Origin of the sequence: Fulvivirga sp. M361, assembly GCF_007097395.1 — a bacterium.
Lineage (GTDB): Bacteria > Bacteroidota > Bacteroidia > Cytophagales > Cyclobacteriaceae > Fulvivirga.
The window spans coordinates 1-24,874 of sequence record NZ_VKDC01000002.1 but is presented as its reverse complement, the minus strand read 5'-3'; the positions used below and the strand labels follow the sequence as shown (position 1 = coordinate 24,874).

Annotated in this window: 16 protein-coding genes; 14 read left to right on the top strand and 2 right to left on the bottom strand. The window is 41.4% G+C overall.

The window, feature by feature from the left end; translation table 11 throughout:
* Positions 1 to 218 precede the first annotated feature (218 nt).
* Positions 219 to 1,523: a hypothetical protein gene (locus FNH22_RS01520; protein ID WP_143396533.1), complete on the top strand. Its 1,305-nt coding sequence runs from the start codon at positions 219 to 221 to the stop codon at positions 1,521 to 1,523.
* A complete protein-coding gene (locus tag FNH22_RS01515; RefSeq protein ID WP_143396531.1) occupies positions 1,510 to 3,039 on the top strand; it encodes an alkaline phosphatase in 1,530 nt (509 codons plus the stop codon). The genes FNH22_RS01520 and FNH22_RS01515 overlap by 14 nt, the downstream gene beginning before the upstream one ends.
* Positions 3,040 to 3,431: 392 nt before the next feature.
* Here FNH22_RS01515 and FNH22_RS01510 read toward each other — a convergent pair whose 3' ends face one another.
* Positions 3,432 to 5,012 (bottom strand): sulfatase, encoded by a 1,581-nt coding sequence (locus FNH22_RS01510; RefSeq protein ID WP_143396530.1) that lies wholly within the window; start codon positions 5,010 to 5,012, stop codon positions 3,432 to 3,434.
* 213 nt (positions 5,013 to 5,225) lie between these two features.
* Between FNH22_RS01510 and FNH22_RS01505 the strand changes: the two genes are divergently transcribed.
* The 5 genes from FNH22_RS01505 to FNH22_RS01485 all read left to right on the top strand — a co-directional run bounded on the left by FNH22_RS01505 (position 5,226) and on the right by FNH22_RS01485 (position 14,740).
* Positions 5,226 to 7,412 carry a glycoside hydrolase family 3 C-terminal domain-containing protein gene (locus tag FNH22_RS01505; protein WP_221420192.1) on the top strand — a complete coding sequence of 729 codons (2,187 nt, stop codon included), beginning with the start codon at positions 5,226 to 5,228 and terminating at the stop codon, positions 7,410 to 7,412.
* Between the two features lie 150 nt (positions 7,413 to 7,562).
* The gene (locus FNH22_RS01500) at positions 7,563 to 9,548 is read left to right on the top strand and encodes an FG-GAP-like repeat-containing protein (RefSeq protein WP_143396529.1); all 1,986 of its coding nucleotides are present in this window, start codon (positions 7,563 to 7,565) and stop codon (positions 9,546 to 9,548) included.
* A 527-nt stretch (positions 9,549 to 10,075) separates the two neighbouring features.
* The gene (locus FNH22_RS01495; RefSeq protein ID WP_143396528.1) at positions 10,076 to 10,294 is read left to right on the top strand and encodes a hypothetical protein; all 219 of its coding nucleotides are present in this window, start codon (positions 10,076 to 10,078) and stop codon (positions 10,292 to 10,294) included.
* Between the two features lie 147 nt (positions 10,295 to 10,441).
* Positions 10,442 to 12,922 (top strand): beta-galactosidase GalB, encoded by a 2,481-nt coding sequence (galB, locus tag FNH22_RS01490; protein WP_221420191.1) that lies wholly within the window; start codon positions 10,442 to 10,444, stop codon positions 12,920 to 12,922.
* A gap of 201 nt (positions 12,923 to 13,123) precedes the next feature.
* Positions 13,124 to 14,740, top strand: coding sequence for an RICIN domain-containing protein (locus FNH22_RS01485; protein WP_143396527.1), 1,617 nt, complete (start codon positions 13,124 to 13,126; stop codon positions 14,738 to 14,740).
* Positions 14,741 to 14,878: 138 nt separating this feature from the next.
* Here the strand turns inward: FNH22_RS01485 and FNH22_RS01480 are convergent, their stop codons facing one another.
* Entirely contained in the window at positions 14,879 to 16,384 is a 1,506-nt protein-coding gene (locus tag FNH22_RS01480) for a sulfatase-like hydrolase/transferase (protein WP_143396526.1), read from the bottom strand.
* A gap of 1,071 nt (positions 16,385 to 17,455) precedes the next feature.
* Here FNH22_RS01480 and FNH22_RS01475 point away from each other — a divergent pair.
* The 7 genes from FNH22_RS01475 (at position 17,456) to FNH22_RS01445 (ending at position 24,290) form a co-directional block, all read left to right on the top strand.
* The gene (locus FNH22_RS01475) at positions 17,456 to 18,259 is read left to right on the top strand and encodes an AraC family transcriptional regulator (RefSeq protein ID WP_143396525.1); all 804 of its coding nucleotides are present in this window, start codon (positions 17,456 to 17,458) and stop codon (positions 18,257 to 18,259) included.
* 97 nt (positions 18,260 to 18,356) lie between these two features.
* On the top strand, positions 18,357 to 19,430 hold the full coding sequence (locus FNH22_RS01470) for a hypothetical protein (protein WP_143396524.1): 1,074 nt from the start codon (positions 18,357 to 18,359) through the stop codon (positions 19,428 to 19,430).
* A gap of 382 nt (positions 19,431 to 19,812) precedes the next feature.
* Complete coding sequence (locus tag FNH22_RS01465; RefSeq protein WP_143396523.1) at positions 19,813 to 20,604, top strand: methyltransferase; 792 nt, start codon at positions 19,813 to 19,815, stop codon at positions 20,602 to 20,604.
* A 452-nt stretch (positions 20,605 to 21,056) separates the two neighbouring features.
* Positions 21,057 to 22,736, top strand: coding sequence for an alpha/beta fold hydrolase (locus tag FNH22_RS01460; protein ID WP_185154036.1), 1,680 nt, complete (start codon positions 21,057 to 21,059; stop codon positions 22,734 to 22,736).
* A 277-nt stretch (positions 22,737 to 23,013) separates the two neighbouring features.
* Positions 23,014 to 23,316 carry a hypothetical protein gene (locus tag FNH22_RS01455; protein ID WP_143396521.1) on the top strand — a complete coding sequence of 101 codons (303 nt, stop codon included), beginning with the start codon at positions 23,014 to 23,016 and terminating at the stop codon, positions 23,314 to 23,316.
* A gap of 232 nt (positions 23,317 to 23,548) precedes the next feature.
* Positions 23,549 to 24,088, top strand: a complete 540-nt coding sequence (locus FNH22_RS01450; protein ID WP_143396520.1) for an RNA polymerase sigma factor — start codon at positions 23,549 to 23,551, stop codon at positions 24,086 to 24,088.
* Positions 24,072 to 24,290 (top strand): hypothetical protein, encoded by a 219-nt coding sequence (locus FNH22_RS01445; protein WP_143396519.1) that lies wholly within the window; start codon positions 24,072 to 24,074, stop codon positions 24,288 to 24,290. The genes FNH22_RS01450 and FNH22_RS01445 overlap by 17 nt, the downstream gene beginning before the upstream one ends.
* Positions 24,291 to 24,874 lie beyond the last annotated feature (584 nt).

Sequence of the window (24,874 nt, the reverse complement as noted above, 5' to 3'; positions counted from 1 at the left end):
TAGCAGGTTCAGAGAACCTGTTCATAAGCGGGCACGGGTTTAGAAAACCCGCGCCAGTTAGGTATTGTGGTTTTCAACCCAATACCTGAATAGTGATTAAGTTAGAAGAATAACTAATACAGCCTTGCTACATTATTATTTAATTATTAGGCGCAGGTTCTCCGAACCTGTGCCAACTAATAAAAAGGTTCTTTGAACCTTAATAAACTATACATGTAATGAAAAACAAACATTGGATACCCTGCATACTGTCATTAACAATAACTTTTTTTTCATGCCATCATCAGCCTTCCGACGATCAAGGCCTTGTCAACATTCAACCACAGCCATTCCTTGAAATAAAAGATCTACCACAGCAAAAATCGTTACCAGGGTTGATGGTCACTGAAAGTGATACCATCCATTCGGTTGAGGAATGGGAAATTCATAGAGAATATCTGAAAAAGATGCTTATGTTTTATCAATACGGAGAAATGCCTTCCAAACCGCATGACGTCGAGGTCAGGGAAACAGAAAGAAAAAATGATAATGGAAGGATACATAGCAGCTATGACTTCATACTCAGGCAGAATGGAAAAAAATTGACGTTTCGTTTGGGGCTAATACGATCAGAGGAAGAGAAAATGTACCCGATCATCATCAAAAATGATCGTTACCGCTTTGATATGGCGGAAGTTGAAAATAAGGAAGTGCGAAAGAAATATACGAAGCAAAATCGCCTGGCGGTGGATTATCTGGTCGCTGAAGAGGCAGTGAAACGAGGGTATATCTATTGTAAGTTCGTACGAGAAGACGTAGCCGGCGATGTTAACCGCCCTAAAAAGGGAAGGATATTTGATCTGTATCCGGAGCATGAGTGGGGTGCTATTACTGCCTGGGCCTGGACCTATCAGATCATCATTGACTGGTTGGAAAAGCAGCCTTTTGTAGATAGCAACAAAATTGTGGCCACAGGTCATTCCCGTGGAGGCAAAACAGCACTTTGTGCAGGTGTTTTTGACGAAAGAATTGCTATAACAGTTCCTAATTCTTCCGGCCTGGGGGGGACAGGGAGCTTGAGATTTTATGATTTCAGCAGAGGCGATGTCCAGACTATTGACCATCAAATTGAACGTTTCAGCCACTGGTGGCCAGAACGTTGGTACACCTTAAAAGACCATATTGGAAAGGCACCATTCGATAGTCACTTTGCTAAGGCGCTGATTGCCCCAAGAGCTTTATTAAACACCCACGCAAGACATGATTTTTGGGCAAATCCCTACGGGACCTATCTTACCTATCTAAGATCACAAAAACCCTTTGAATTATATGGACTAACTGAACACAACGCCATGCATTGGAGAGATGGCGGACATGCCCAGGATAAAGAGGATTGGATGGCCCTTTTTGATTATTGTGATTGGGTATTTTATCAAAAACCAACCAATCGAAAATTCCGGGAAAACCCTTATCCGGGGATATACCAGTTTGATTCATTAAAAAACCACGATATTACAAAAATAAATGATGATGGATCAAAATAGAGTTTTCATACAGGTACTTAGCCTGATCACCTTGGCCCTGGTGGCATGTACCAGCGAGATGGAGACCATAAAACAGGATATATTTAATGCACAAGGGGAGATTTCCGGGGAAGTAACACAGACCAGTGTAATCCTCCAGTCGAGGCTGACGGGTAGTGATACATTGGTAAATGGAGATATGCCAGGTGCTCATGGTATTGCCCGGTTCGAATGGAGCGAAACCCAGGATTTCTTAGCGTCATACATTTCTTCCTGGTTCATGACCACGGCAGACCGGGATTTTATTGTGAAGGTAAAGCTTGACAATCTGAGAGCGGGTACAAAATACTATTACCGCCTTCGGTTTGGGAGAGATACGATCCAAACTTATCTGGGTGACCAACGTTCATTTTGTACATTACCGGCGGTAGATAGTGATGAGTCCCTTGACTTTATTGTGACATCATGCTATAACTATCATCGCTTTCATTTTGGCCGTTTGGATAAGCCGGAGGAGCTATATCAGGGAAAAGATAAAGCATTGGGATACCCGGCACTTTCCATCATAAAATCCCTAAAGCCTGATTTTGTAGTGTTTACTGGTGATAATGTCTATTATGATACTCCACAGACGGACTCTCTACGTGCCAAAACACCTGTACAGCTAAGAAAAAAGTGGCATGAACAACTTATACAACCCCGGTTTATCGATCTTTTTTCAGAGGTGCCCACCTATTGGGAAAAAGATGACCATGATCACCGCTTCAATGATTCCGATACCCTTTCGGACGTCAGACTACTTTCACACCTGATGTTAGGGGACAAAGCTGATCCCACTTCTCTTAGTTTGCCGTCTCACAAGACAGGTGTAGCCATTTTCAGGGAGCAAGTGCCTGTTGTTGACCCCAACGATCCTGATGCTGTGACGTATCGAACGTACCGATTGAACAAACATCTTCAGGTCTGGTTTACTGAGAACAGGGATTACCGAAGCCCTAACCATTTGCCGGACGGCCCGGATAAGACCATTTGGGGCAGAAAACAAAAGCAGTGGCTGAAAGAGACCTTACTTGCCAGTGATGCCGATTTCAAACTGCTGATCTCACCAACACCACTGGTTGGCCCGGATGATGCTTACAAAACCGATAATCATGTAAATCATAATGGCTTTCGGCATGAAGGAGAAAGCTTTTTGAGTTGGATCAGTGAGAACAAACCTGGTTTGGGTGGGTTTTTCATAGTTCATGGCGATCGTCACTGGCAGTATCATTCCATACATCCCCTGGGTATCGAAGAGTTTTCGGTAGGGACTATAGATGATTCCAGTTCCAGGCAGCCCAGATTACCCGGAGATTCTGCTTCTACTGATCCACAAGCTAAGATAATCCAACCCTATGTGACTGCTGAAAAAACAGGAGGTTTTTTACGCTTGAGAACGACCCTATCCAACGGCAGGCCTTCCTTGCGCTTTACATACTACAACGAAAAAGGGGAGGTGCTTTATGAAACTACAAAAATGGCCGGTAATTCCAGATGAATGGTACGGACTTCAAACTGAATCCAACGATCCAATCTATGAGAGGTTTGATCCATTCATCACCGGCATGAACCAGGTGGGTCCATGTCATTTGATGAGGATATTGCCGTAGTTGTGATCTCTTTCGTAGGCACACCAATTTCTTTTATTTTTTCATACGTCATTGATAACGATGACAGAAGGAAGCAGTAGCCCCCTGATCGCAGAACGTGGGATAAATCGTTTTATATTATGCGATTCGTGAATTGCTATAGGCGTAAGCTTCTTCAGTAACCTCAATTCTTATTTTGTCATAAATAGCTTCAGGGACCATCAAAAAAGCAACAACCCGCTTTGAAGGTCAAATCCAATGCAGATAGAACCGTTCCCACCTCCCCTGTAGTATAATTCCATCAAATATCCCAAAATTCATCAATGACCTGCTGTATATGAGGAAAGTCCTTATCCGTTTCGTCTAAAGCCTCACGATTTTGCTTCAGCCTGTTTTTTAGATCAGAGATGATCTCCGCGTACTCAGTATCATTATAAACATTATTGACTTCATCCGGATCTTTCCTGAGGTCATAAAACTCCCAGGCAGCAGGGGTTTGCGCTATGATAAATGAATTTTCCTTCCACGGCATAGAGGGGGTGCCCAATACCTCCTTATTATATGGGAGACCGTAGTAGAAGATGAGCTTATAATCTTTTGTGCGAATGCCAAAATGTGCCGGGTTATCGTGATGCATCATATGCATCCAATAGCGGTAATATGTTTCTTTTCTCCAATTCTCAGGTGTTTTATCGTCAAGAAGTAATGATTTCAAGCTATGACCCTGCATATATTCAGGTGTTTCTCCTCCGGCCAATTCGATCATCGTAGGAGCGAAATCAGAATTGTTGACCAGAAGATCAGCACGTTGACCGGGGCGAATTCCTTTTGGATAATGCATGATCAGTGGCATCCGCATGGATTCATCATACATCCACCGTTTATCCATGTAGTCGTGTTCCCCTAACATAAAGCCCTGGTCTCCGGTATAAATGATGATGGTATTTTCCATTTGACCTGTTTCCTCCAGGTGCTGGAAAAGCCTTGCCAGGTTATCATCTACCCCTTTGACACATCTCAGGTATCTTTTTAGATATTCCTGGTAAGCCGCGTGTTTTGCTTCATCAGCTGTTAAGCTGTCATGTACCTTGTAATCATCTGCATAGCTTCTTATGGGATGTCTTCTACCTATAGACGTACCGATACGATGAATGAGGCTATCATTTTTTCCCCTGGTGGCTTCAGAACCAAAATTGGGCTGAGTATAAAGACTTTCCGGTTCCGGTATCTCCACATCGGCCAGGTAATCTGCATAGCGGGGGGCAAATTCAAAGTCGTCATGCGGGGCCTTGTAGTGATGCATCAGGAAAAAAGGCTTTTCACTTGTCCGGTTTTTTAGCCATTTAATGGAGAGGTCAGTAATGATATCCGTGCTATGCCCTTTATATTCCACCGTATTTTCAGGCCAGGGTTTTTCACCTCGTAATCTGAACACCGGATCAAAATATTTGCCTTGAACGGGTAATACTTCATAATGATCAAATGCCACAGGTTCTTTTACCAAATGCCATTTGCCAATAATAGCCGTCTCATATCCGAGGTTTTTCATTTCTTTTGGCAAATACTGTCTAGGTCCATCCAGTGTGCCGTCCAGATCCAATACTCCGTTGGCTTGTGAATACTGGCCGGTCATAATCGTGGCCCGGCTCGGAGTACAAATGGAATTAGTGCAAAAAGCATTATTGAAAATTATTCCGTTTTTACCAAGTTTGTCCAGCGTTGGGGTTGGGTTTAGGTTGGCTAACCTGCTGTTATATATACCAAAGGCTTGTGACGTATGGTCGTCAGACATGATGAATAATATGTTGGGCTTTTTATTTTCCGGAGTATGGCAGGCGGACAGCAGCAAGGTCAAAATTGCTATGAAGTATGTGGTTTTCATCCTTTTAAAGTTGAATGTTATTGCATGTAAACTAACAAAGACAGTCCGTCATCATGATTCAAACGGTTGCGCAATTTTGCATGGACTTCCAAACACTTAAAACAAGAAGGACAAAGCACTGAATAGAAAACCTTTGCGCAAAGGCATTTGCCTATTTTTAGAGTAATTAAGCAATATCCGAATATGCAAACAATACATCTAATGAAAATGTCCATGAAAATATGGGTAGTATTACTTACTATCGTTACAGGAAGCCTGAATGCACAAGCTCCTAATAAAGCCGTTTGGTTTGATGAGTCCTTAACTTTCGAAGCACGTGCAGAAGCTCTGATCAATGCGATGACCCTGGATGAAAAGATCACCCAGGCTATTGATGGAAGTCAACCTATTCCGCGATTAGGTGTACCTGAATATAATTGGTGGAATGAATCATTGCATGGAGTAGCCAGAAATGGACGTGCTACTGTTTTTCCACAAGCCATAGGATTAGCGGCTACTTTTGATGAAGACCTGATTTTTAAAGTAGCCAACGCCATATCCGATGAGGCGCGGGCGAAATTCAATGCTTCTCTTGACATTGGCAATAGAGGAAGGTACGCAGGCCTTACCTTTTGGACTCCTAACGTTAATATTTTTCGGGATCCAAGATGGGGCAGAGGGCAGGAGACTTACGGAGAAGATCCCTTTCTGACCAGTAGAATAGGTGTGTCCTTTGTGAGGGGGCTCCAGGGGGATGATCCCAAATACTTAAAAGCCGCGGCTTGCGCCAAGCACTATCTGGTGCATTCAGGTCCTGAAGAGTTACGTCATGAGTTTGACGCCATAGCCTCGGAAAAAGATATTTATGAAACGTATCTACCGGCTTTCGAAGCTCTGGTAGTTGAGGCCAAGGTAGAAGGTGTGATGGGCGCTTACAACCGCGTCTTGGGTGAACCTGCCTGTGGCAGTCCCAGGTTTTTACAAAAGATACTCAGAGAGGACTGGAATTTCAACGGTTACGTAGTTTCGGATTGCTGGGCGATCAGCGACTTCCACCTCTATCATAAAGTGACCCAAACTCCGGAAGAGTCCGCTGCATTAGCTTTGAATAGCGGAGTGAACCTTAACTGTGGAAACACTTACCCGCATTTGAAGAAATCAATCGAACAGGGGCTGACCTCTGAAGAAGTGCTGGATAAGTCGCTGAAGCAACTTTTTCTGACCCGTTTTCGACTCGGTTTCTTCGACAAGAAAAGCTCGGTACCCTTTAACAAAATAGGCGAAGAGGTAGTAGACTCTGAAAAGCACCGGGCAATAGCCAGGGAGGCAGCGGTAAAATCAATCGTGCTGCTGAAAAATAACGGCAATCTCCTGCCTTTAAAAAAGGACCTGAAGTCTGTGTACATTGTTGGACCTCATGCCAGTAGTGAAGAAGTGTTATTGGGTAACTACTATGGATTAACCAGTAATACCTCCACCATTTTGGACGGAATAGTTTCAAAAGTAAGTACAGGTACTTCCATTAACTACAAACAAGGTATTTTGGCCTACAGAGATAATGTAAACCCGATAGACTGGTCTACCGGTGAGGCTAAAAACTCCGAAGTAATGGTAGCAGTAATGGGTATATCCGGTCTCTATGAAGGAGAAGAAGGCGAGGCATTAGCTTCTGAAGATAAGGGCGATCGCCTTACAAATATACGTCTTCCTCAAAATCAGATTGACTATGTTAAAAAGCTAAAGAAGGATACTGATACGCCTTTGGTACTTATTCTCACCGGAGGAAGCCCCATAGCCCTGCCTGAAATAGAAGAGCTGGCAGATGCTATACTTTTTGTATGGTACCCTGGTGAGGAAGGAGGTAATGCCACGGCTGATGTACTGTTTGGAGATGCCAACCCATCAGGAAAATTACCATTGACATTTCCATATTCAGTAGATCAGCTACCACCTTTTGAAGATTATACTATGAAAGGACGTACCTATCGTTATATGGAACAAAAACCACAGTTCCCATTTGGTTTTGGCCTGTCGTATTCCACTTTTAAGTACGCTGACCTGAAATTGACTACTAAAAAAGGTACAGTGGATGTAGAAGCTACCATAGAAAACACAGGAAGTGTTGCGGGAACCGAAGTGGTGCAGCTGTATGTGAGTTCGCCACTGGCTGGAAAAGGTGACCCTTTCAGCTCTTTAAAATCATTTGAGAAAGTGGACCTGCAACCCGGAGAGAAAAAAGCAGTGGTGTTCGAGTTAGATAGAAAGGCTTTTGTGCAGTATGAAAATGATGGACAAGAAGTTATACGCAAAGGTGAATATACGCTCAAAGTCGCCGGCGCTTCACCTGGTGAAAGAAGTGAATCATTGGGAGCGCCTATGCTAACTTCAGCCGGGATCAACGCACGGAAAATATTTAAGTAAAGGGCAAAGCTTGCTCTATAAAACCCTCAGATAAATAATGCTCACGAGATAGCGAATGCTATTTCGTGAAACTTCTGTCAACGTATGAACGCGGTTGGCTGTGATGTGAAGCATTTTTTAGTTATATTATTTTAGTGTAATAGGGTGAATATGAAGGAGGTTAAAACTATCTTTTGTTCGATGTGCTGGCTGGCCATGATACCGGCGATGTATGCTCAACGCACTTTTGAGGATGTTACGGAGCGTTTTGGCATTAAGCACATACATGAGGCGCAGAATTACATGGGCGGAGGGGTAGTATTTTTCGATTTCAATAATGATGGCTTTGATGATATCTTTCTGACAGGAGGGACGGCTTCCGATAAACTGTATAAGAATATTAACGGAGAGTTTTTTCAGGACGTGACGGTCACTTCCGGTATATCCGCTATTGCAGGACGAAAGACTAAGGCAGCAATAGCAGGCGATATTGATAATGACGGATTCAGGGAATTATTTATTGCAACCGAATCAGGTCAAAATATCCTTCTGAGAAATGAAGAGGGAGTTTTTACAGACATTTCATCTGAGGCGGGCATCACACATGGATCATTTAGTATGGGAGCCTCTTTTGCTGATTTTAATAAAGATGGTTTCCTGGATATCTATGTGATCAACTTTATAAAAGAACAGAAGTTTATCCGGAATGGTCAGAACGAAGTAATAGGGTTTGACCATGAATGTTATCCAAACTTACTTTACATCAATAACGGGGACAATACATTTACAGAGTCTGCACAATCCTATGGTGTAGCAGATGAGGGGTGCGGTTTGGCAGTAGTAGCCGATGATATTGATGATGACGGGGCCATAGACCTTTATATAGCCAATGATTTTGGTGAGTGGGTCCGGCCCAATATCTGCTTACGAAATAACTATCCTGAGCCTACTTTTACGGACGTTTCAGACGAAATAGGGGTAGGTTTAGCCATGTATGGAATGGGGATAGCCATAGGAGACCTGGAAAATGACGAAAGAAAAGACTACTATGTGAGCAACCTTGGAAGTAACGCATTATTGAACCAGACAAGTGAAGGTATTTTCGAGGACATAGCTACCGCTGCCAATGTAGAAAATGATGTCTTTGGCAATGCATTCTCTACGTCCTGGGGCACTGTCTTTATGGATTATGACAATGACGGTTTCCAGGACCTCGTAGTAAGCAATGGATTTGTTCCGTCCCCGTCCTTTAGTCCGACTTCTTTTGAAGACCCCAATAAACTGTTTCATAATAATGCTGACGGTACATTTGGCGATATAAGTGAACAACTACCCCAGGCTGACAGCGTGGTTTCCAGGGGACTGGCCAAAGCGGATATTGACCATGATGGTAAACAAGACCTGTTGTTTGCTAACTTATCTGTTAATGTCAACGATCAACAAAACGTTTATTTGTATAAGAACCAATACCAGGAAACCGGGAACTGGTTCGGCCTTTTATTAACGGGTGCGGAAGTGAACAAAGATGCTATTGGCACCAAAGTGATACTTGAAGCTGGAGGACAGGCATATATCAGGAGTGTTGTCGGCGGGTCCAGTCATGCTTCACAGAACAGCTTAAGACTTCACTTTGGTTTGGGGGTGCAGGATCAAATAGATAAAATAACCATCCAATGGCCAGACGGAACCAGCGAGATACTTAATACGGGTTTTGTTATGAATAAAACGATGCAATACCTTCAGGGGTCTGAAAAGCTACTGTTAGCCGGGTGTACGGATCAGCAAGCATTGAACTTTTCGTCTGATGCACAATATAATTACGGCTGCAAAATGGATGTATACGGATGTACGGACCCTGGATCTGATAATTATGATCCGGATGCTTTGATCGACGATGGAACCTGCATGATTACGAGTACGGACCATGTACATGTTGAGGATGTTTCTGTCTTTCCAAATCCGGTTTCAGATTTGCTGAATATAAGATCAAAAGAAGAAATCGTTTCACTGGATATCCTTGACATAAGTGGAGTAAACATAATACACCTGGTAAACCTGCCAAATCAGGTGCCTATGGGTTATCTTCCAAGTGGAAGCTACATTTTATCCATTCAAACCAGGACTTCGTTAACACATCATCGGGTTTATAAGGAATAATTTGTTTCAGTAGTAATGTTAACCACTAATTTTCTTCACCATAGATAACTTTTTTGCCTATTGTCAAAGGTTTTTCCTGATGTCTGCAATACGAAGATTTAATACAAGGTTAAAAGCCGGTGATCAGGTAGTATTTGGAAACTTGGTAAACCCTTGCGTTACTTGGCTAATAATATTAACCATTTTCATGAAATAGATGTTCAATTTATAAACTTGAATGAAAACATCTATATCAGTAATCCAAAAGGTCATCTGATACTCAATCTTTGAGGAGAAAAGAGGCAGAAAACCAAAAAATTCAAAGGAAATTGAGTGAAAAGCATGGAATGTTTTATAGACGCTTAGAAACAGATCTCATGTATCTGTATAAGATATTCAAAAGAAGTAAGTAAAGGGACAAACTACTGCTATATTAATTGGGTAGAATAAGATGAAAAAAAGTATTAGGTAAATGTAAAAATGAAAGGTGTAATGAATCGAAATTGCTACCGTTTCGTAATACCTTTTGTTATATTTATATTTGATATATGAAAACAACGACAGAAATAAGGCTTTTTGAATTGCTTAGAGGTAAGTTTTCTGAGGATGATTCAAAAGAACTTGTCAGCGAGATCAAGAGCATGACACAGGATGATTTAGCCGAACGTATCGAAGCTAAGATCATTTCAGCTTTAACTTGGCGGCTATTGTTTTTCTTTATTGCCCAGGTGGGTTTTACAATTACATTAATCAAATTAATGGGTTAACTAAACCCCTCATTTACATGTCTTAAATAGATCGAATTAAAGCTGCAATAGATCAATGAACGATCCGGATAATTGAATACAACCGATTGCTCATTTGTACTGTCTCAATTTTTTTACTTTTAACAAGTTCGATTAAAAGAAAATGATATGATGAGGCACCTCAAAGCAGTAGGAGCAGTTTGCTTGTTAGTAGTCTTTATCCAGTCCATAGGGCAGGCACAATGGATAGGAGAGAAAGCCAGTTTTAACAGCAATTGGAAATTCCATAAAGGTCAGGCCGAAGGTGCGGAAAACCCGTCCTTTGATGATTCGGAGTGGAGAACGCTCGACCTTCCTCATGATTGGGCTATGGAAGGGCCTTTTAGCAAGGAATACAATGCCAGGGCAGGAGGTTTGCCTTTTCATGGCACGGGATGGTATCGAAAGTCATTTACTGTTCCTGCCGAAGATAAAGACAAGCAGACCGAGATCACCTTTGACGGTGCTATGTACGATGCACACGTTTGGATCAATGGAAAATTCCTGGGGAACAGGCCGTTTGGCTATATAGGTTTTCATTTTGACCTGACTCCTTATCTGAACTACGGTGGTGAGAATGTCATCGCCGTCAGGCTCCAACCTGAAGACCTCTCTTCCCGTTGGTATCCTGGCGCCGGGCTCTATCGTAACGCATGGATCTCAGTCAATGATCCTGTGCATTTTAAGACATGGGGTACTTTCATAACTACTCCCGAAGTGACTAAAAAAAGCGCTACGGTAGAAATAAAGACCGAAATTGTGAATGCTTCCGCAGGAGCATCAAAAGTGAAATGGATTACCAAAATACTTGACAAAGAAGGTAGAGTCGTGGTAAAGAAGTCTATTCCTGTTACACTGCCTTCTGCTTCACCGGTTCAAAAAAAAGCCACGCTAAAAGTACCCCGGCCTAATTTATGGGATACTGAAAACCCATACCTGTATTCAGTACGGATGGAAATCGAAAAAGATGGGAAAGTGGTTGAAAATCAAACGGAAACACTAGGTATCCGAACCATTCGATACGAAGTGGGCAAAGGCTTTTTTCTGAATGGAAAGCTTACTCGCATGCAAGGGGCCTGCCTGCACCACGACCTGGGGCCTTTGGGAGCGGCAGTCAGCCGCAGAGCTACCGAACGGCAGCTTGAGATCATGAAATCCATGGGGGTAAATGCGATTAGAACGAGTCACAACCCTCCTTCTCCTGAGCAATTGCAGTTTTGCGATAAGATGGGGTTTCTGGTACAGGTAGAAGCATTCGATTGTTGGGAGATGGCAAAAGTGTCTAATGGATACAATAAGTTCTTTGTGGACTGGCATGAACGTGATCTAAGAGACATGATCCGAAGGGACAGGAACCACCCTTCCGTAGTTATGTGGAGTATCGGAAATGAAATCCTGGAGCAATGGCAGGAAGATGGGGCCAAATGGGCTAAAGTACTATCAAAAATTGTAAGGGAAGAAGATACGACCCGGCCGGTCTCCGCCGGTTTTAACTCCGGGTATCCGGCCATTGATAATGGGCTGGCGCAAACACTGGATGTGGTTGGGTTTAACTATAAGCCCCTGGAGTATGCTAACTGGCTGAAGGAAAATCCTGATTTCATCATTCTTGCTTCGGAAACCTCTTCATGCACCAGTACGCGTGGAGCCTATCATTTCCCTATTGAAAAGTATCAGACACACCCGTCACGGCAAGTGACCAGCTACGATATTATTGGCCCGGGCTGGGCCTATCCGCCGGACATTGAATTTGATGCACTTGAAAAGAACCCTTCCGTGATAGGTGAGTTTATTTGGACCGGAATAGACTATTTGGGTGAGCCCACTCCTTATGGAGGACGTGACAACAGTACTAATGGCTATTGGAACGGTGACTGGCCCGTACATAGTTCTTATTTTGCTCCCGTAGATTTAGTGGGGTTTCCCAAAGACCGCTACTACCTTTATCAAAGCCAGTGGACTACTGAACCCATGGTCCATGTTTTGCCACATTGGAACTGGGAAGGAAAAGAAGGTGAGACCATTCCCGTATACAGCTTTACGAACTGTGAGGAGGCGGAACTCTTCCTCAACGGTAAGTCATTGGGTAAGCGTGTCAAAGGAGTGGATAAAACACCGATAAAAGTTGATTTTGCCAAATGGGAGGGGGGTGATTTTATGAGCAAATACCGGCTTCGCTGGGATGTGCCTTATGCACCCGGAGAGCTCAAAGTAATTGGATATAACGATGGTAAGAAAGTGGCAGAGAAAGTAATGAAAACTGCCGGAACGCCTTACCAGATCAGGCTCACGCCAGATAGAAAAGAGATCAGTGCTGATGGGCAGGACCTAAGCTTTATATCGGTGGAAGTAGTAGATAAAGAGGGTAACTTATGCCCCTGGGCAGACCATCGAATACGCTTCTTTGTAGAAGGAGAAGGTGAAATAGCCGCAGTAGGAAATGGCGATCCGTCCAATGTTACCCCTTTTACCGCTGATTACCAGAGGGCCTTTTACGGCAAGTGTATGCTGATCGTAAAATCAAAAAATGCCGCAGGTACCATTAACGTGAAGGCAATGGCATTGGATAAACCTTTGAAAACAGCCGAGACCATCATACGTACTAAGTAAGTATGTGGGGGCAACACTTTTTTGCCTCTTTCTTCTTAATTACGAGTTAGTAAACAAAATATCTTGACGGTTAGTCTTATCGGAATAGGGTTTTAGCAACCGTGTTTTGGGCAAACCGTTGTCCTGTTTCTGATCAATTTTATACTTATTTTATGTTACAGTTGCGCTGAAGTAATATTTAATGTGACAAAATTGATCGCTATGAAGATTTTAAAATTTACATGTTTACTGGCTTTTCTATGGGTGAGCAGCTCTGTCAGCTTTGCTCAGCCTCCCGGTAGCGGATGGGAAAATCCTGTTTTCCAGGATGAATTCAACGACAATTCTATCAATACCGGCAAATGGAGAGTCCGGAACGATGCTCCGTTTGTGTCGTGGACGGTGAATGAAGTACAGGTAGAGGGTAGAGGGGTGTTGAGAATAGAAAATGTGACGAACACCGCCGGGGCACATTTTGGCGGCTGGATGGATTCCAAGCAAAAATATGGCAATGGGGCAGCATTTCCGAAGTATGGCTACTATGAAGCTATGGTAAAAATAGATAATGCTGCCAACGGCCAGATATGGCCCACCTGGTGGATATGGGGTGACCGCATTAACGGTTTTGAAACCACTGAATTTGATATGATGGAGTACAGTGGCTTTTCCAGCAGGTGGAACAACAACAAGGCCAGTTCTTCTCACCACTTCCGAAACGATAATGTAATAGGAGGCGATGACAGGTCCCATACCCATGGAGATAACAACAGAAACGCTTTCTCATGGCATAGATGGGGAGTATTATGGACGCCCACTGAGGTTTCTTTCTGGTATGACGGAAACAAATACTTTGAGTCTGTAGGAGCATCAGATGCTGCCGCTGAAGTATATCCTTTAAAACTTATTTTTTCTTCTACTCCGCATGTGATAGATGGATACAATGGATTCAATGATCCGGTTCAGCCTGACAACCCTATCCAGGCAAACACTCCGCAACCCGGAGCAGCATTACCTTCCCTACTGGTAGATTGGGTGAGAGTATGGCAAGGTGGTAACCCTCCCGGTGGCGGCGGTGGATCTAACCCCGTAGTTACCATGCGTAAGGGAAATGCAACAAACTTTTCCATCGATGGAGGTGATGGAGGCGCTAACGGACAAAATGTGAGGCTATGGACCTATTACAATCATGTAAATCAACAATGGGTTGAAATTGATCGGGGAAGTGGATATTACACCTATAAAAAAAGAAATACCAACTTTTGCCTGGATGGAGGGAACGGGGGAGCAGATGGACAGAATGTTTATCTGTGGAGCTGTCAGAATAATAACCAGAATCAGCACTGGAGGAAGGTGAATTTAGGTGGAGGCAAGTTTCGATTAGAAAAGCGTAATGCTTCAGGCTTCTCTATTGACGGAAATGCCGGAGGTGCCAATAACCAAAACCTTTACCTCTGGAGTTCCAGCAATGGTAACCCTAATCAGCAATGGTCCTTTACAAATGTCGGGACTGCAAATGCCCGATTAGCAGGTGCTGAATTGCCAAACCCGGCTACTGTAGATGAATCACTGGATAAAGAAAATCTCATTATCTATCCTAACCCATTAACAGAAGGGAAACTTAATTTGAGCGTGGATCTCCAGGAAAGGAATACCATCGGATTGAGAGTGTTTGATAATGCAGGAAAGCTATTGTATGAAAATGCCATGGGTGAATACATATCGGGAACTCATATTTTGACATTTAGTACGGATGAATTGAAAATGCACACTAAAGGTCTGTTTATACTCGAGGTGAACATTGGTGGTGCATATGATTACAGAAAAGTGATCATTTACTAAACTCCGGATTATTATCAGGACATTTTTTAATTGAGAATAAGGATTTATATGAAATTGCCCGAATAAACTACTACGTTTATTCGGGCAATTTTGATAGTATGGCGCAAGCTATTCTCTTTGATATTGATAGAAGGAAGGTTATCGGTTAACCATTTCCTCAAGTTTCTTTTTCAATTCAGCCGTTATTTCCGGGTACTGCTCTGCTACATTTTTCGTCTCTCCCGGGTCATCCGACAGATTATAAAGCTGATCTGTTTCAGACATTCCGGTTTCCATATCTTTACTTTCCAGGTAAGCTACAGCTCCCGGTTTAGGGCGTATGTATTTCCAATTCTCTTTTCTGAGTGCCAGGTCAAAAGATTCTTCTATCATATAAGTCTTGCCGGTAGTGGACTCTCCGAGCAGTTCTTTCAGTATATCTTCACTATCAGGGTTGCCTTTGGGTGATGCAGGCCCCATAAGTTTGCCTAAAGAAGTAAAGAGATCTACTTGTGAGATCATAGCGTCACTCTTAAGGGGTTTGATCCTGCCGGGCCAGTAGGTAATGGTAGGTACCCGGGTGCCGGCTTCAAAAGCACTGTACTTCCCGCCTCTGAAAGAGCCTGCCGGATCATGATCGCCTATGAGTTCTTTGGCCTGGTCCATGTACCCGTCATCCAGCACAGGGCCGTTATCACTGGTGAAGATCACCAGCGTATTTTTGTCCAGACCAAGTTTTTCCAGTTGTGAAATGATCTGCCCTACCGTCCAGTCCATTTGAACGATGGCATCACCTCTGGGGCCCATCTCACTCTTTCCTACAAACCTGGGGTGCGGGATGCGTGGTACATGGATATCATGAAAGGAAAAGAAAAGGAAAAAGGAACTGTCCTTATGGTTTTCTATAAAGTTTTGTGCTTTTTGTACCAGTACGTCTGGAAACTCTTCATCTACCCAATGAGCGGAACTTCCACCAGACATGAATCCAATACGACTGATCCCGTTAACAATGGTATTATTGTGTTGTGCATCCGCTTTTACCTTTAACAGTTCAGGATTTTCCGAACCTACCGGTAACCCTTCTATCTTTTTGTTATAGTCAACAGTGATAGGGTCTTCGGGATCCAGTCCGACGACCTGCTGATTTTCCAGGTAAACACAAGGCACCCGGTCTCCCGTAGCAGGGATCAAAAAGGAGTAGTCAAACCCAACTTCCGCCGGCCCCGGGCTGATCCTTTTATTCCAGTCTATGGCACCCTTACCCAGGCCCAGATGCCACTTACCGATGACTGCTGTGCTGTAGCCATTCGCTTTGGCAGCCGAGGCTATTGTTTCTCCATTGGTATCTATGATCAGAGGAGCATCCCCCGGCAGAATGGATGCATCATTCCTGAAGGCATAACTTCCTGTAAGTAAAGAGTATCGCGAAGGGGTACAGGTAGCTGCAGTGCTATGGGCATCGGTAAACCGGACTCCATTACTGGCAAGACGATCAACATTGGGGGTAGTCACACCTTTTGCCCCGTAACACCCCAGGTCGGCATATCCCAGGTCATCTACATAAAAAATAATGATGTTTGGCGCTTTCGTCTCTTCGGCCTTTTCACAAGAAAAGAGACCCAAAAGAGAGGCAAGAAAAAATAGAAGTAAACGGGCGTTTTTCATAGGTAAGCTTTTTATGATCTTAAAATTTCATCATTTTTTGCGGAAAGCGTTTGCCTAAAGCTTTGCGCAGCAAAATGGAAAATTAAGAGATGCATAACAATTTCCAAAACGAATGAAATTTGGCTAAAAGTAGCGTAAACCGATGACGCCGCAGGAGGCAGAAGCGATCCCCAACTAGTCCGCGTCTGTGCCCATAGCCGTCAGGTTAAGGTTGCTACTCTCCTGATCTATTTAGACCATCCCTGATTTTGGTTATGACCCAAAGTCCACAGAGCTCCAATGAGTTACACAAAGATACTCTATTCACCCTTTGTGCTCCTCTGAGCTTCTTTGAGGGCTTTGTGTAACAGCCAGACTACATCGGTAGTGAACAGAGAAAAACAAGGGGCTGCCTTGCGGAAAATGAAAAAATAGTCACTGTATCGCTAGCAAATGGCCGATATCATCAAGAGCCGCTTACTTGAAGAACCCATTAATGTATCCTTAACCTGACGGCTATGGTCTGTGCCTTGGATTACCGGATGTAAATTGGTAAAAATTCTAGCATTGCTTTTATGATTTAAGCAATTAAAACCTCTCCCTGGTCTTTGGTTAAGCGTAGCGTTCCTAAGACCTATAATCGGTGAGAGCTTCCGGCTCGTAGGGTGTCTAGACAGGACTGTTGTCTCACTAAAGGATAAACCCAATGTTATACTGTGAAAACAAACTAAGAGCGTGAGGTTAAAGCTTTTGCTTTTGTGGAAACAACAACCTTCTTCTGAGTAAGGTTGGACTACAGAGAGAGATCGAGCAAGACGCTATTGGCTGTGGTAAGGTGGTAGCTCCTTTTTGCTCACGCTACGACGAGGTGGTACGCATGAAGTAATACTCTTTTTGGTTGCACCTCCTCCTGTAGTGCATTGAACAAAGTGTAGTGCGTTCCAAATTTACTATCAGCACACATTTCAGTATTTCTAAGGTAGATAAGAGAAGTAAATGGACAAATTTGTACGTTTACTGAATTGTCGTGAATTTGAAAATTCAAAACAAGTAAACAAAAGAACGTTGTTTCAGAATAACTCATAGGGGTATATGAAAGCTGAAAAACTAAAGGCAGGAACATTTATGGGACAAACTCAAAAAATGAGAACCTTAAGTGGCTTTACCCTTTCAAGGACAGATCATAGCCAAAATATGAACGTTCCGAAACACGAGCATGAACATCCCTATATCAGCTTATTACTTCATGGATTGTATCATGAGAAATCTATAGTTTCAGAGCATGATATTGAAACGGGAAGTACATTATTTAGACCGAAAGGATTTGAACATAAGAATAGAATTGGATCATGTAACAGCTTTTGCTTCAATATTGAAATTGAAAAAGAACTGCCGGATAAGAAACATTATTCAAAATTATCAGACTATATACAGTTCGAAAAGCACAATTTGGAAATCTTAAAAATACATTATGGGTTTCGAAATGATTTTTCAGATGAACTTTTAACCATTATGGTTGAAGAAAATTTACATCTTTTATTTCAACAACAATATGCCCAGAATACATTGAGTAGAACAGTATGGGTTAATAAAATAAAAAAAGAAGTTAGATTAAATCCTGAAAAAAAGTACAGCATAGATGAGGTGTCGGACTCTTTATGTTTACATCCTAATTATTTTGTAAGGAAATTTAAGTCAAAAACAGGTTGTACTTTTGGGGAGTTTTTGTTGAGACAGCGTATTTCCAGAGGAATAGACCTAATGTTACACTCCTCAAAACCACTAACTGAAATAGCCGTTGAAAGCGGTTTCTATGATCAAAGCCATTTTATAAGACACTTCAAACACTTTTTTGGCACTACGCCTTCACGCTACAGAGAAATTGTAAAAGGTTAATCCCATACAATTTAATTTTCTCCGCTTAGCCTTTCTTTGAACTTCATTTCTAATTTTTTATTCCATGAAGTTGCCATTGTCTATTTTACTGTTCACTATGAGTTTAGCTGCCGGCGCCCAAAATAAATCAACCGCCTATTCAAAGGTCGACAGCACTAATTTTAACAAATTGTACCCATATGCACTAAGGGGTAATATGCATGCTGTTTTTGAAATGTTAGAGATGACCGAAGACGGTTACTTAACCCAAAAGCAGAGAAGCAAAAAGAACAAATATTACCAACGCTTCTTATACAGGAATGACGATTTTGATTACAACACTAATGATGCTGAGATAGTTGACCTTTTTAAACGCTTCCAGAACTACTGGAGATCAGTAATCATTGAAAATGTCTCTCAAGATTTAGCAGACAGTCTGTTTAGAGATGAAATGAATTACTTTTTAAAAGAACACTTCAAACCTGAACTCAGTATTGGAAAAATAGATGATGATTGTTTTACCTTATTTCAAGACTTTTTTAAAGCTAAGAACATGCATGGAATTGCAATGGGAAAAACGGGGCATTTGTATGACTTATACCTTTGGAAAGACCAAGAGGAAGTTGATTACAGTATAGATCTTCCTGAAGGGCCAACCATTAAAGTTCCTGTAGTTTTTATGAGAGATTTCATTAGTAATGGCTGGGCTCACTACACAACCTTTGGTCATAGTTTTAGTGGTGGATGGGCTACCGCAAATAAATTATTTTGTGTGGAAGAATCGTATGGGCCTAAGAATGAGGAAGAGTTTTTAATTAGTTATGTGTCCCATGAGGGGCAGCATTTTTCGGACTACAAATTATTTCCAAAATTGAAACAAGCTGATTTAGAGTATAGAGCAAAATTGACCGAACTGTTTTTAGCTAAAAAGACTACGTATAAAATAATAGACAAATTCATTGCCAATGCGAAAAATGACATGTCTTACGCACATGCGTTTGCAAATCATATGGTAATCAAATTATTGTCCAAGAATATTTTTGACTCTCATTTTGAGTCCAATCTTGAAAAATGGGAACAAATACCTGTAAATAAAATTAATAGAACAGCATTTAAGCTATTAAAAGAACACTCCGGAAAGTTAGAGGCATTAGGAGCTGACTCAATTGAAGCCTATATCACCACCTTGTAAATACATGTAGTCTTCGAAAATTCAGCATACTTAACTGTGGAAAAAGTCTTAGGAACCGGGTAGTGATAAGCCATCTGTTATGGAAAATAGAAAAACAACCATTTAAGTTTTCAATAGTAAAATGTTTTTTAGCTTTGTGTAAAATTTAAAACATACTGCAGGAAATCCAACCCATACACTCTTAGTGGCTTGGGAACGAGAAATCTAAATTACAAATACTACAAAAAGGCTTTGAGGTTAATCCTTAACGCTTTGGAATTTCAATTTAATTATTAATTGAAGTAAATTGTTGTAACTGGATTTTCATAAGTTTTTCCTTCCATTCGAGTACATTCCTTTTGTAAATCATACTGACAAATTACTTCGTGAAAAATTCACGAAAATGCTTATTACTAAAGAAATAAAAGAAGAATTAAATCATTTATTCTTCTTATTAAAACTACAAGACAGAAACTCAAATTCGCCTCTTAGTAAACAGGTTAAAATAGAACAGGTACTTGCCTATTTGGAAATTATTCATGCCAACCTAAGAAAGACATCCAAAAGACGAAAACTTGTCTTTATTGATAGTGGTGCGGGCAACTGCTATTTAAGTTTTTTGGTTTATTATTTTTATCACAAGATCGAAAATAGAGAGATCGAAATTCATTGTATTGACTACAATAAAAGGCTGATGCATTTAAATGAAAAGCTGGCAGCCGATATGAATTTTAACAATATATTCTTTCATCCGGTCGATATTATAGATTTTTCGACAGATCAAAAAATTGATCTGATATATTCATTGCATGCTTGCGATACGGCAACGGACAAAACCATGTATTTAGGTATTAAAAGCAAGGCTAAAATTATATTATCTGTTGCTTGCTGTCAACATTCCATTAGCATGAAACCTACGTCTTTTAAAATAGTGGTTCGATACAAGTCTTTTAGAGAAAAAATACTCATGATGATTTCTGATACTTTAAGAGCATTGTTGCTGGAAAAAAATGAATACAAGGTGGATATTTTTGATTTCGTTTCATCCAGGTATACCGAAAAAAATACAATGGTTCGAGCTATCCGTACAGGTTTTAAAAAACGGATAGATGCTAAGAAGGAGTACGATATTCTTAGCAAAGAATTTAAGATGAAGCCTTATCTGGAAAAACTTTTATTAGAAACAGATAAATGATAGGGCAAAAGTATAAAGTCTTATTGGTCTGCCAGACGCATATATAGCGATAGCGTTATGCGTGCTGATTTAAGAATAGGGTTTGCTCCGGGGGCACTGCAGAGGTAGCTTTTGGGATATGATACCTCTCCCAGGTCTTTGGTCAAGCGTAGCGGCCCTACATCGACTTGAATAAGTAAAAAAATAAAAGGTGAGATGTGTAATTAATCGGTTCCCTGAATAGGAATGTAATAGTGACCGGTGCCGGATAAAAGCTGACAATTATAATTGCATGATGCTCATAATGAGTATTATATTGGTCACGTAACGTAGTCCATTGAAAAGAAACGTATACCTTTAATAAAGTATCCAACTGCTAAAGGGTATTAATTATATCTTAGGATTAGTCACTTATGAACATGGCTTCGCATCGAAATTTGTACATAGAAGAGTCAGCTGAATTCAGTAAACCTGTGACGCAGTACACAAAAAGCGGCAGCATTAATATTGCATACCAGGTTTTTGGATCGGGTTCAATCGATCTGGTTTACATTCCCGGTTGGGTATCTAATATTGACTGGATCTGGGAATGCCCCGAATTAGTACGTTTTTTAAGAGAACTGGGGCAAATAACCAGGGTCATTATCTTTGATAAGCGGGGAACCGGTCTTTCGGATCGTGTGGTGGAACTTTCCACTTTAGAAGAACGAATGGACGATATCCGGGCTGTAATGGATGCGACGGATTCTCAAAAAGCAGTTTTGTTTGGGCATTCGGAAGGAGGTTGTGTTTCCACATTGTTCGCTGCCACTTATCCCAACCGGGTGATCTCATTGATTACTTTCGGGATTTTCGCCAAGCGCAGATACTCACCGGACTATCCCTGGGCACCTACTGATGAAGAGCGCCAAAAGGTATATGATATGATCGAGCACCATTGGGGAAAGGGTGAAATGGGGCTGGAAAAGCTTGTGCCATCGAAGACCCATGATACAAAATTCATGGATTGGTTGTCCAATTACTTTAGATCTGGGGCCAGTCCCAGTGCGGCCCTGGTACTTACCAAAATGAATACCCAGGTAGATATCATCGATATCCTTGGCTCAATAAATGTACCTACCCTGGTCATGCAAAGGACCCATGATATTGATGTGAAAATTGAGGAAGGAAGATTTATATCTGAACGTATCAAAGGAGCCGTATTTGTCGAACTCGATGGTAATGACCATCTTTTCTGGGTTGGCAATACAGAAGTAATCTTGCACCGGATGAAGGCGTTTATTTTAGATGACAAGCCAGCCATAAAGTATGAAAAACAACTGCTCACCATTGTAGTGGCGCGTATTCTATTTGTTGGTGATACCTATCAAAATACTACAGAGTTGATACGGAAGGTGGTAGAACAGTATCGCGGCAGATTAATTCAAAATGACCGCTCTACCTTAATAGCCAGTTTTGAGGGGCCAAGCAAAGCCGTTCATTGTAGTATGGACCTGATGGATGGTATGCGACGTGTGAATGCACAGCTTGCTACTGGCATTCACATCTGGGAAGTTGCTATTGATGAGACCCAATCCATAAGCGGTGAGACCAAGACCTTTGTAAAATCGATCCTTGATAAAGCCCGGCCAAACCAAATTTTAGTCACCCAAACGGTCAAATACTTACTCTCCGGGGCAGGTTTGAAATTTACACAACAAAAGTCAACGTTCGAGACTATTTCCGGGGATGCGCTTCCTTTGTTTACCGTCAATGACCCGAACCGTTCCCATTCAGGTGTTGTTGACTTTCCGCAACATGAGTTACCGAAGAAAGACTCCTTCTTTGAAAATGTTTTGCAATGTATAGATGAGCATTTGGATAATGATACTTTCAATGTGGAGATACTTAGTAAACATATAGGTACAAGTGAACGACGATTGCAACGCAAACTTAAAGCCACTACCAATAAGTCTCCTAATCAACTGATCTCTTCGGTAAGGTTACATCGTGCAAAAGAACTTATTCTTACAAATGAATATAGTATTTCTGAAATTGCCTTTAAAGTAGGATTTTCCAGTCCATCCTACTTTTCCGAAAAGTTCAAAAAAGAATTTGGAATATCTCCTTCTCTTCTATTGTCGAACAAGAGTTTATCCAGTTACATAAGGTAAACCCCTTTGTACCTGTACTATAATAAAATCCTGTATTATTTTTCCCCAGTACCATAGGCCAAATCAGGTTTAGAGCTTCAGAGAATCCTTTTTGAAATCAAGGGTTACAGTTATTCGGTGTCGGAATAATGATAGCTAATACGGGAAACGTGTGTCGGAAAAATGATAAAGTTAGCCGCATATCTGATAGTGAGACTCCGGCCTTGTGATGAATTTTGTGGAAAATAAGATAACCGGGTTTTAATCCGGATATCGCTTTCAACACAAATTACTTACAATGACAGGCACAGCTTTTAGCGTCTTCACACAAAAGTTCAATGAATACTTTAGAATAGAAGCTGAGGTAGACCATGATTGGGTAGAGTACAGGGAGAGAAGTAATAATAATCCAATTCTCTTTGCAAACCATTCAGTCATACCATTTCCGGTTCATGTATATGAAGACAGTATGTTCAGAGATCCGGACCTGTTTTCGAGAGTGATTAAGGATGAAATAAGACCCCGAGCGAATCAGGGAATCAGAATAGAATTGTCCGTAATAAAAGGGGTGTCATCAACGGTACAAAGGATTTTCAAATGAATACAAAAGGAGATTTTGATGGTAAAGCCAACAGTAACATAAAGGCCGCGGAAAAAAATGGAGCCAATCTAAATGGATCATAATAGTATGATAAATATGGAAAAGATGAGCTTAGAATTGATAATGGGTGGAGTCAATACCCTATTGGCTTCTCTAAGACAACAATCCTACGTAAAAATGGCAGACCCAATCCAGAAGATACAGGATCGGGGAAGTTCTTAATTGAATACTAATGGTACTTATTAAAGGATGTCAGGAAGGAGACCGCCAGAGTCAGAGATTGCTGTATAAGCATTATTTTGCGTACTGTATGAGTATTTGCGTGCGCTATTCTCAAAGTGAAGAGGAAGCAAAGGAAATACTCAACGATGCTTTTATTAAAGCATTTAACAAGATAGGTCAATATGACACTTCCAAGCCTTTTAAAGCCTGGATAAGAAGAATTATGATCAATACTGCCATAGACCATTTCAGGTCTAACAAAAAGCATTATTATCATTCAGACATTGATGATGGTTATGACGAAGCGGTAGAAGCAAATGTAGTGGGAGACCTGTCTTATGAAGAAATTTTGTTGTTGGTTCAAAGACTAAGCCCGGTGTATCAGGCTGTATTCAGTTTGTATGTAATTGACGGATACAGTCATGAAAATATATCGAAAAAGTTGGGGATTTCAGTGGGGACATCCAAATCAAATTTGTCCAAAGCACGGGCAAATTTAAAGAAGATGCTGATGAAAACGAGTAAGGAGGTTTATGAACAATATATCTGAGAGAGATCTGGATAATCTGTTCAAGAAAGCCGCAGAGGAGTATGACATACCTTTTGATGACAATGCCTGGGAGGAGTTGAATGATCGTCTGGAACACAAAGAAGTAGTGGAACTGTCGCTTAATCGTAACAAAATAGCGGTTGGGATATGGCTTATGTTCATTTTGCTGTGCTTATTGATGTGGCTGGGTTATCTCTCCTGAATTCCTCGAAGGTGTTGCAGGAATGAAAATGCCTTCAGTGGAGGATATCGTATCAATTACTACCACATTATTTCACCTCTTCCATACAACCCAATGTTGAGGTTCGTAAGTTTTGTAAAGAGGGTTTATTAATTCTTATAGCATTACTTTGACTCAGGTCGCGGATCAGGCATTTTTCACCAACAATTCAAGTGACTATGGTCTCACATAGACCTGGGGGGACATTCTTAGCTATTTTAAGTTTTAGGTAGAACCTAAGAAACAAGCGAGAGCAAAAACCACTTTAAACCTGCATTATGCATTAAGATTCGTTACGAAAGGGCAAAGTGCTAGAATATCAAGGGCTTAGGGTTATTTTGACACGGAGGCATAGTGATCATTATGGTGAGTATCAAAATGTTCATAAGTGCTTGAGATTGAAGTAACTTGTTCTTGTAGTAGAATCCTAATGCATAAACCCAAATTACGCAATAGGAAATATCAGAGGTGTTTGGACTTGATTTGAGGTATTCCAAAGTCCATTGAACCATTTTCTTCGTTGTTTGGCTAGTGCGATTTTGAGGACGGTTTTTCCTTTTACTTTC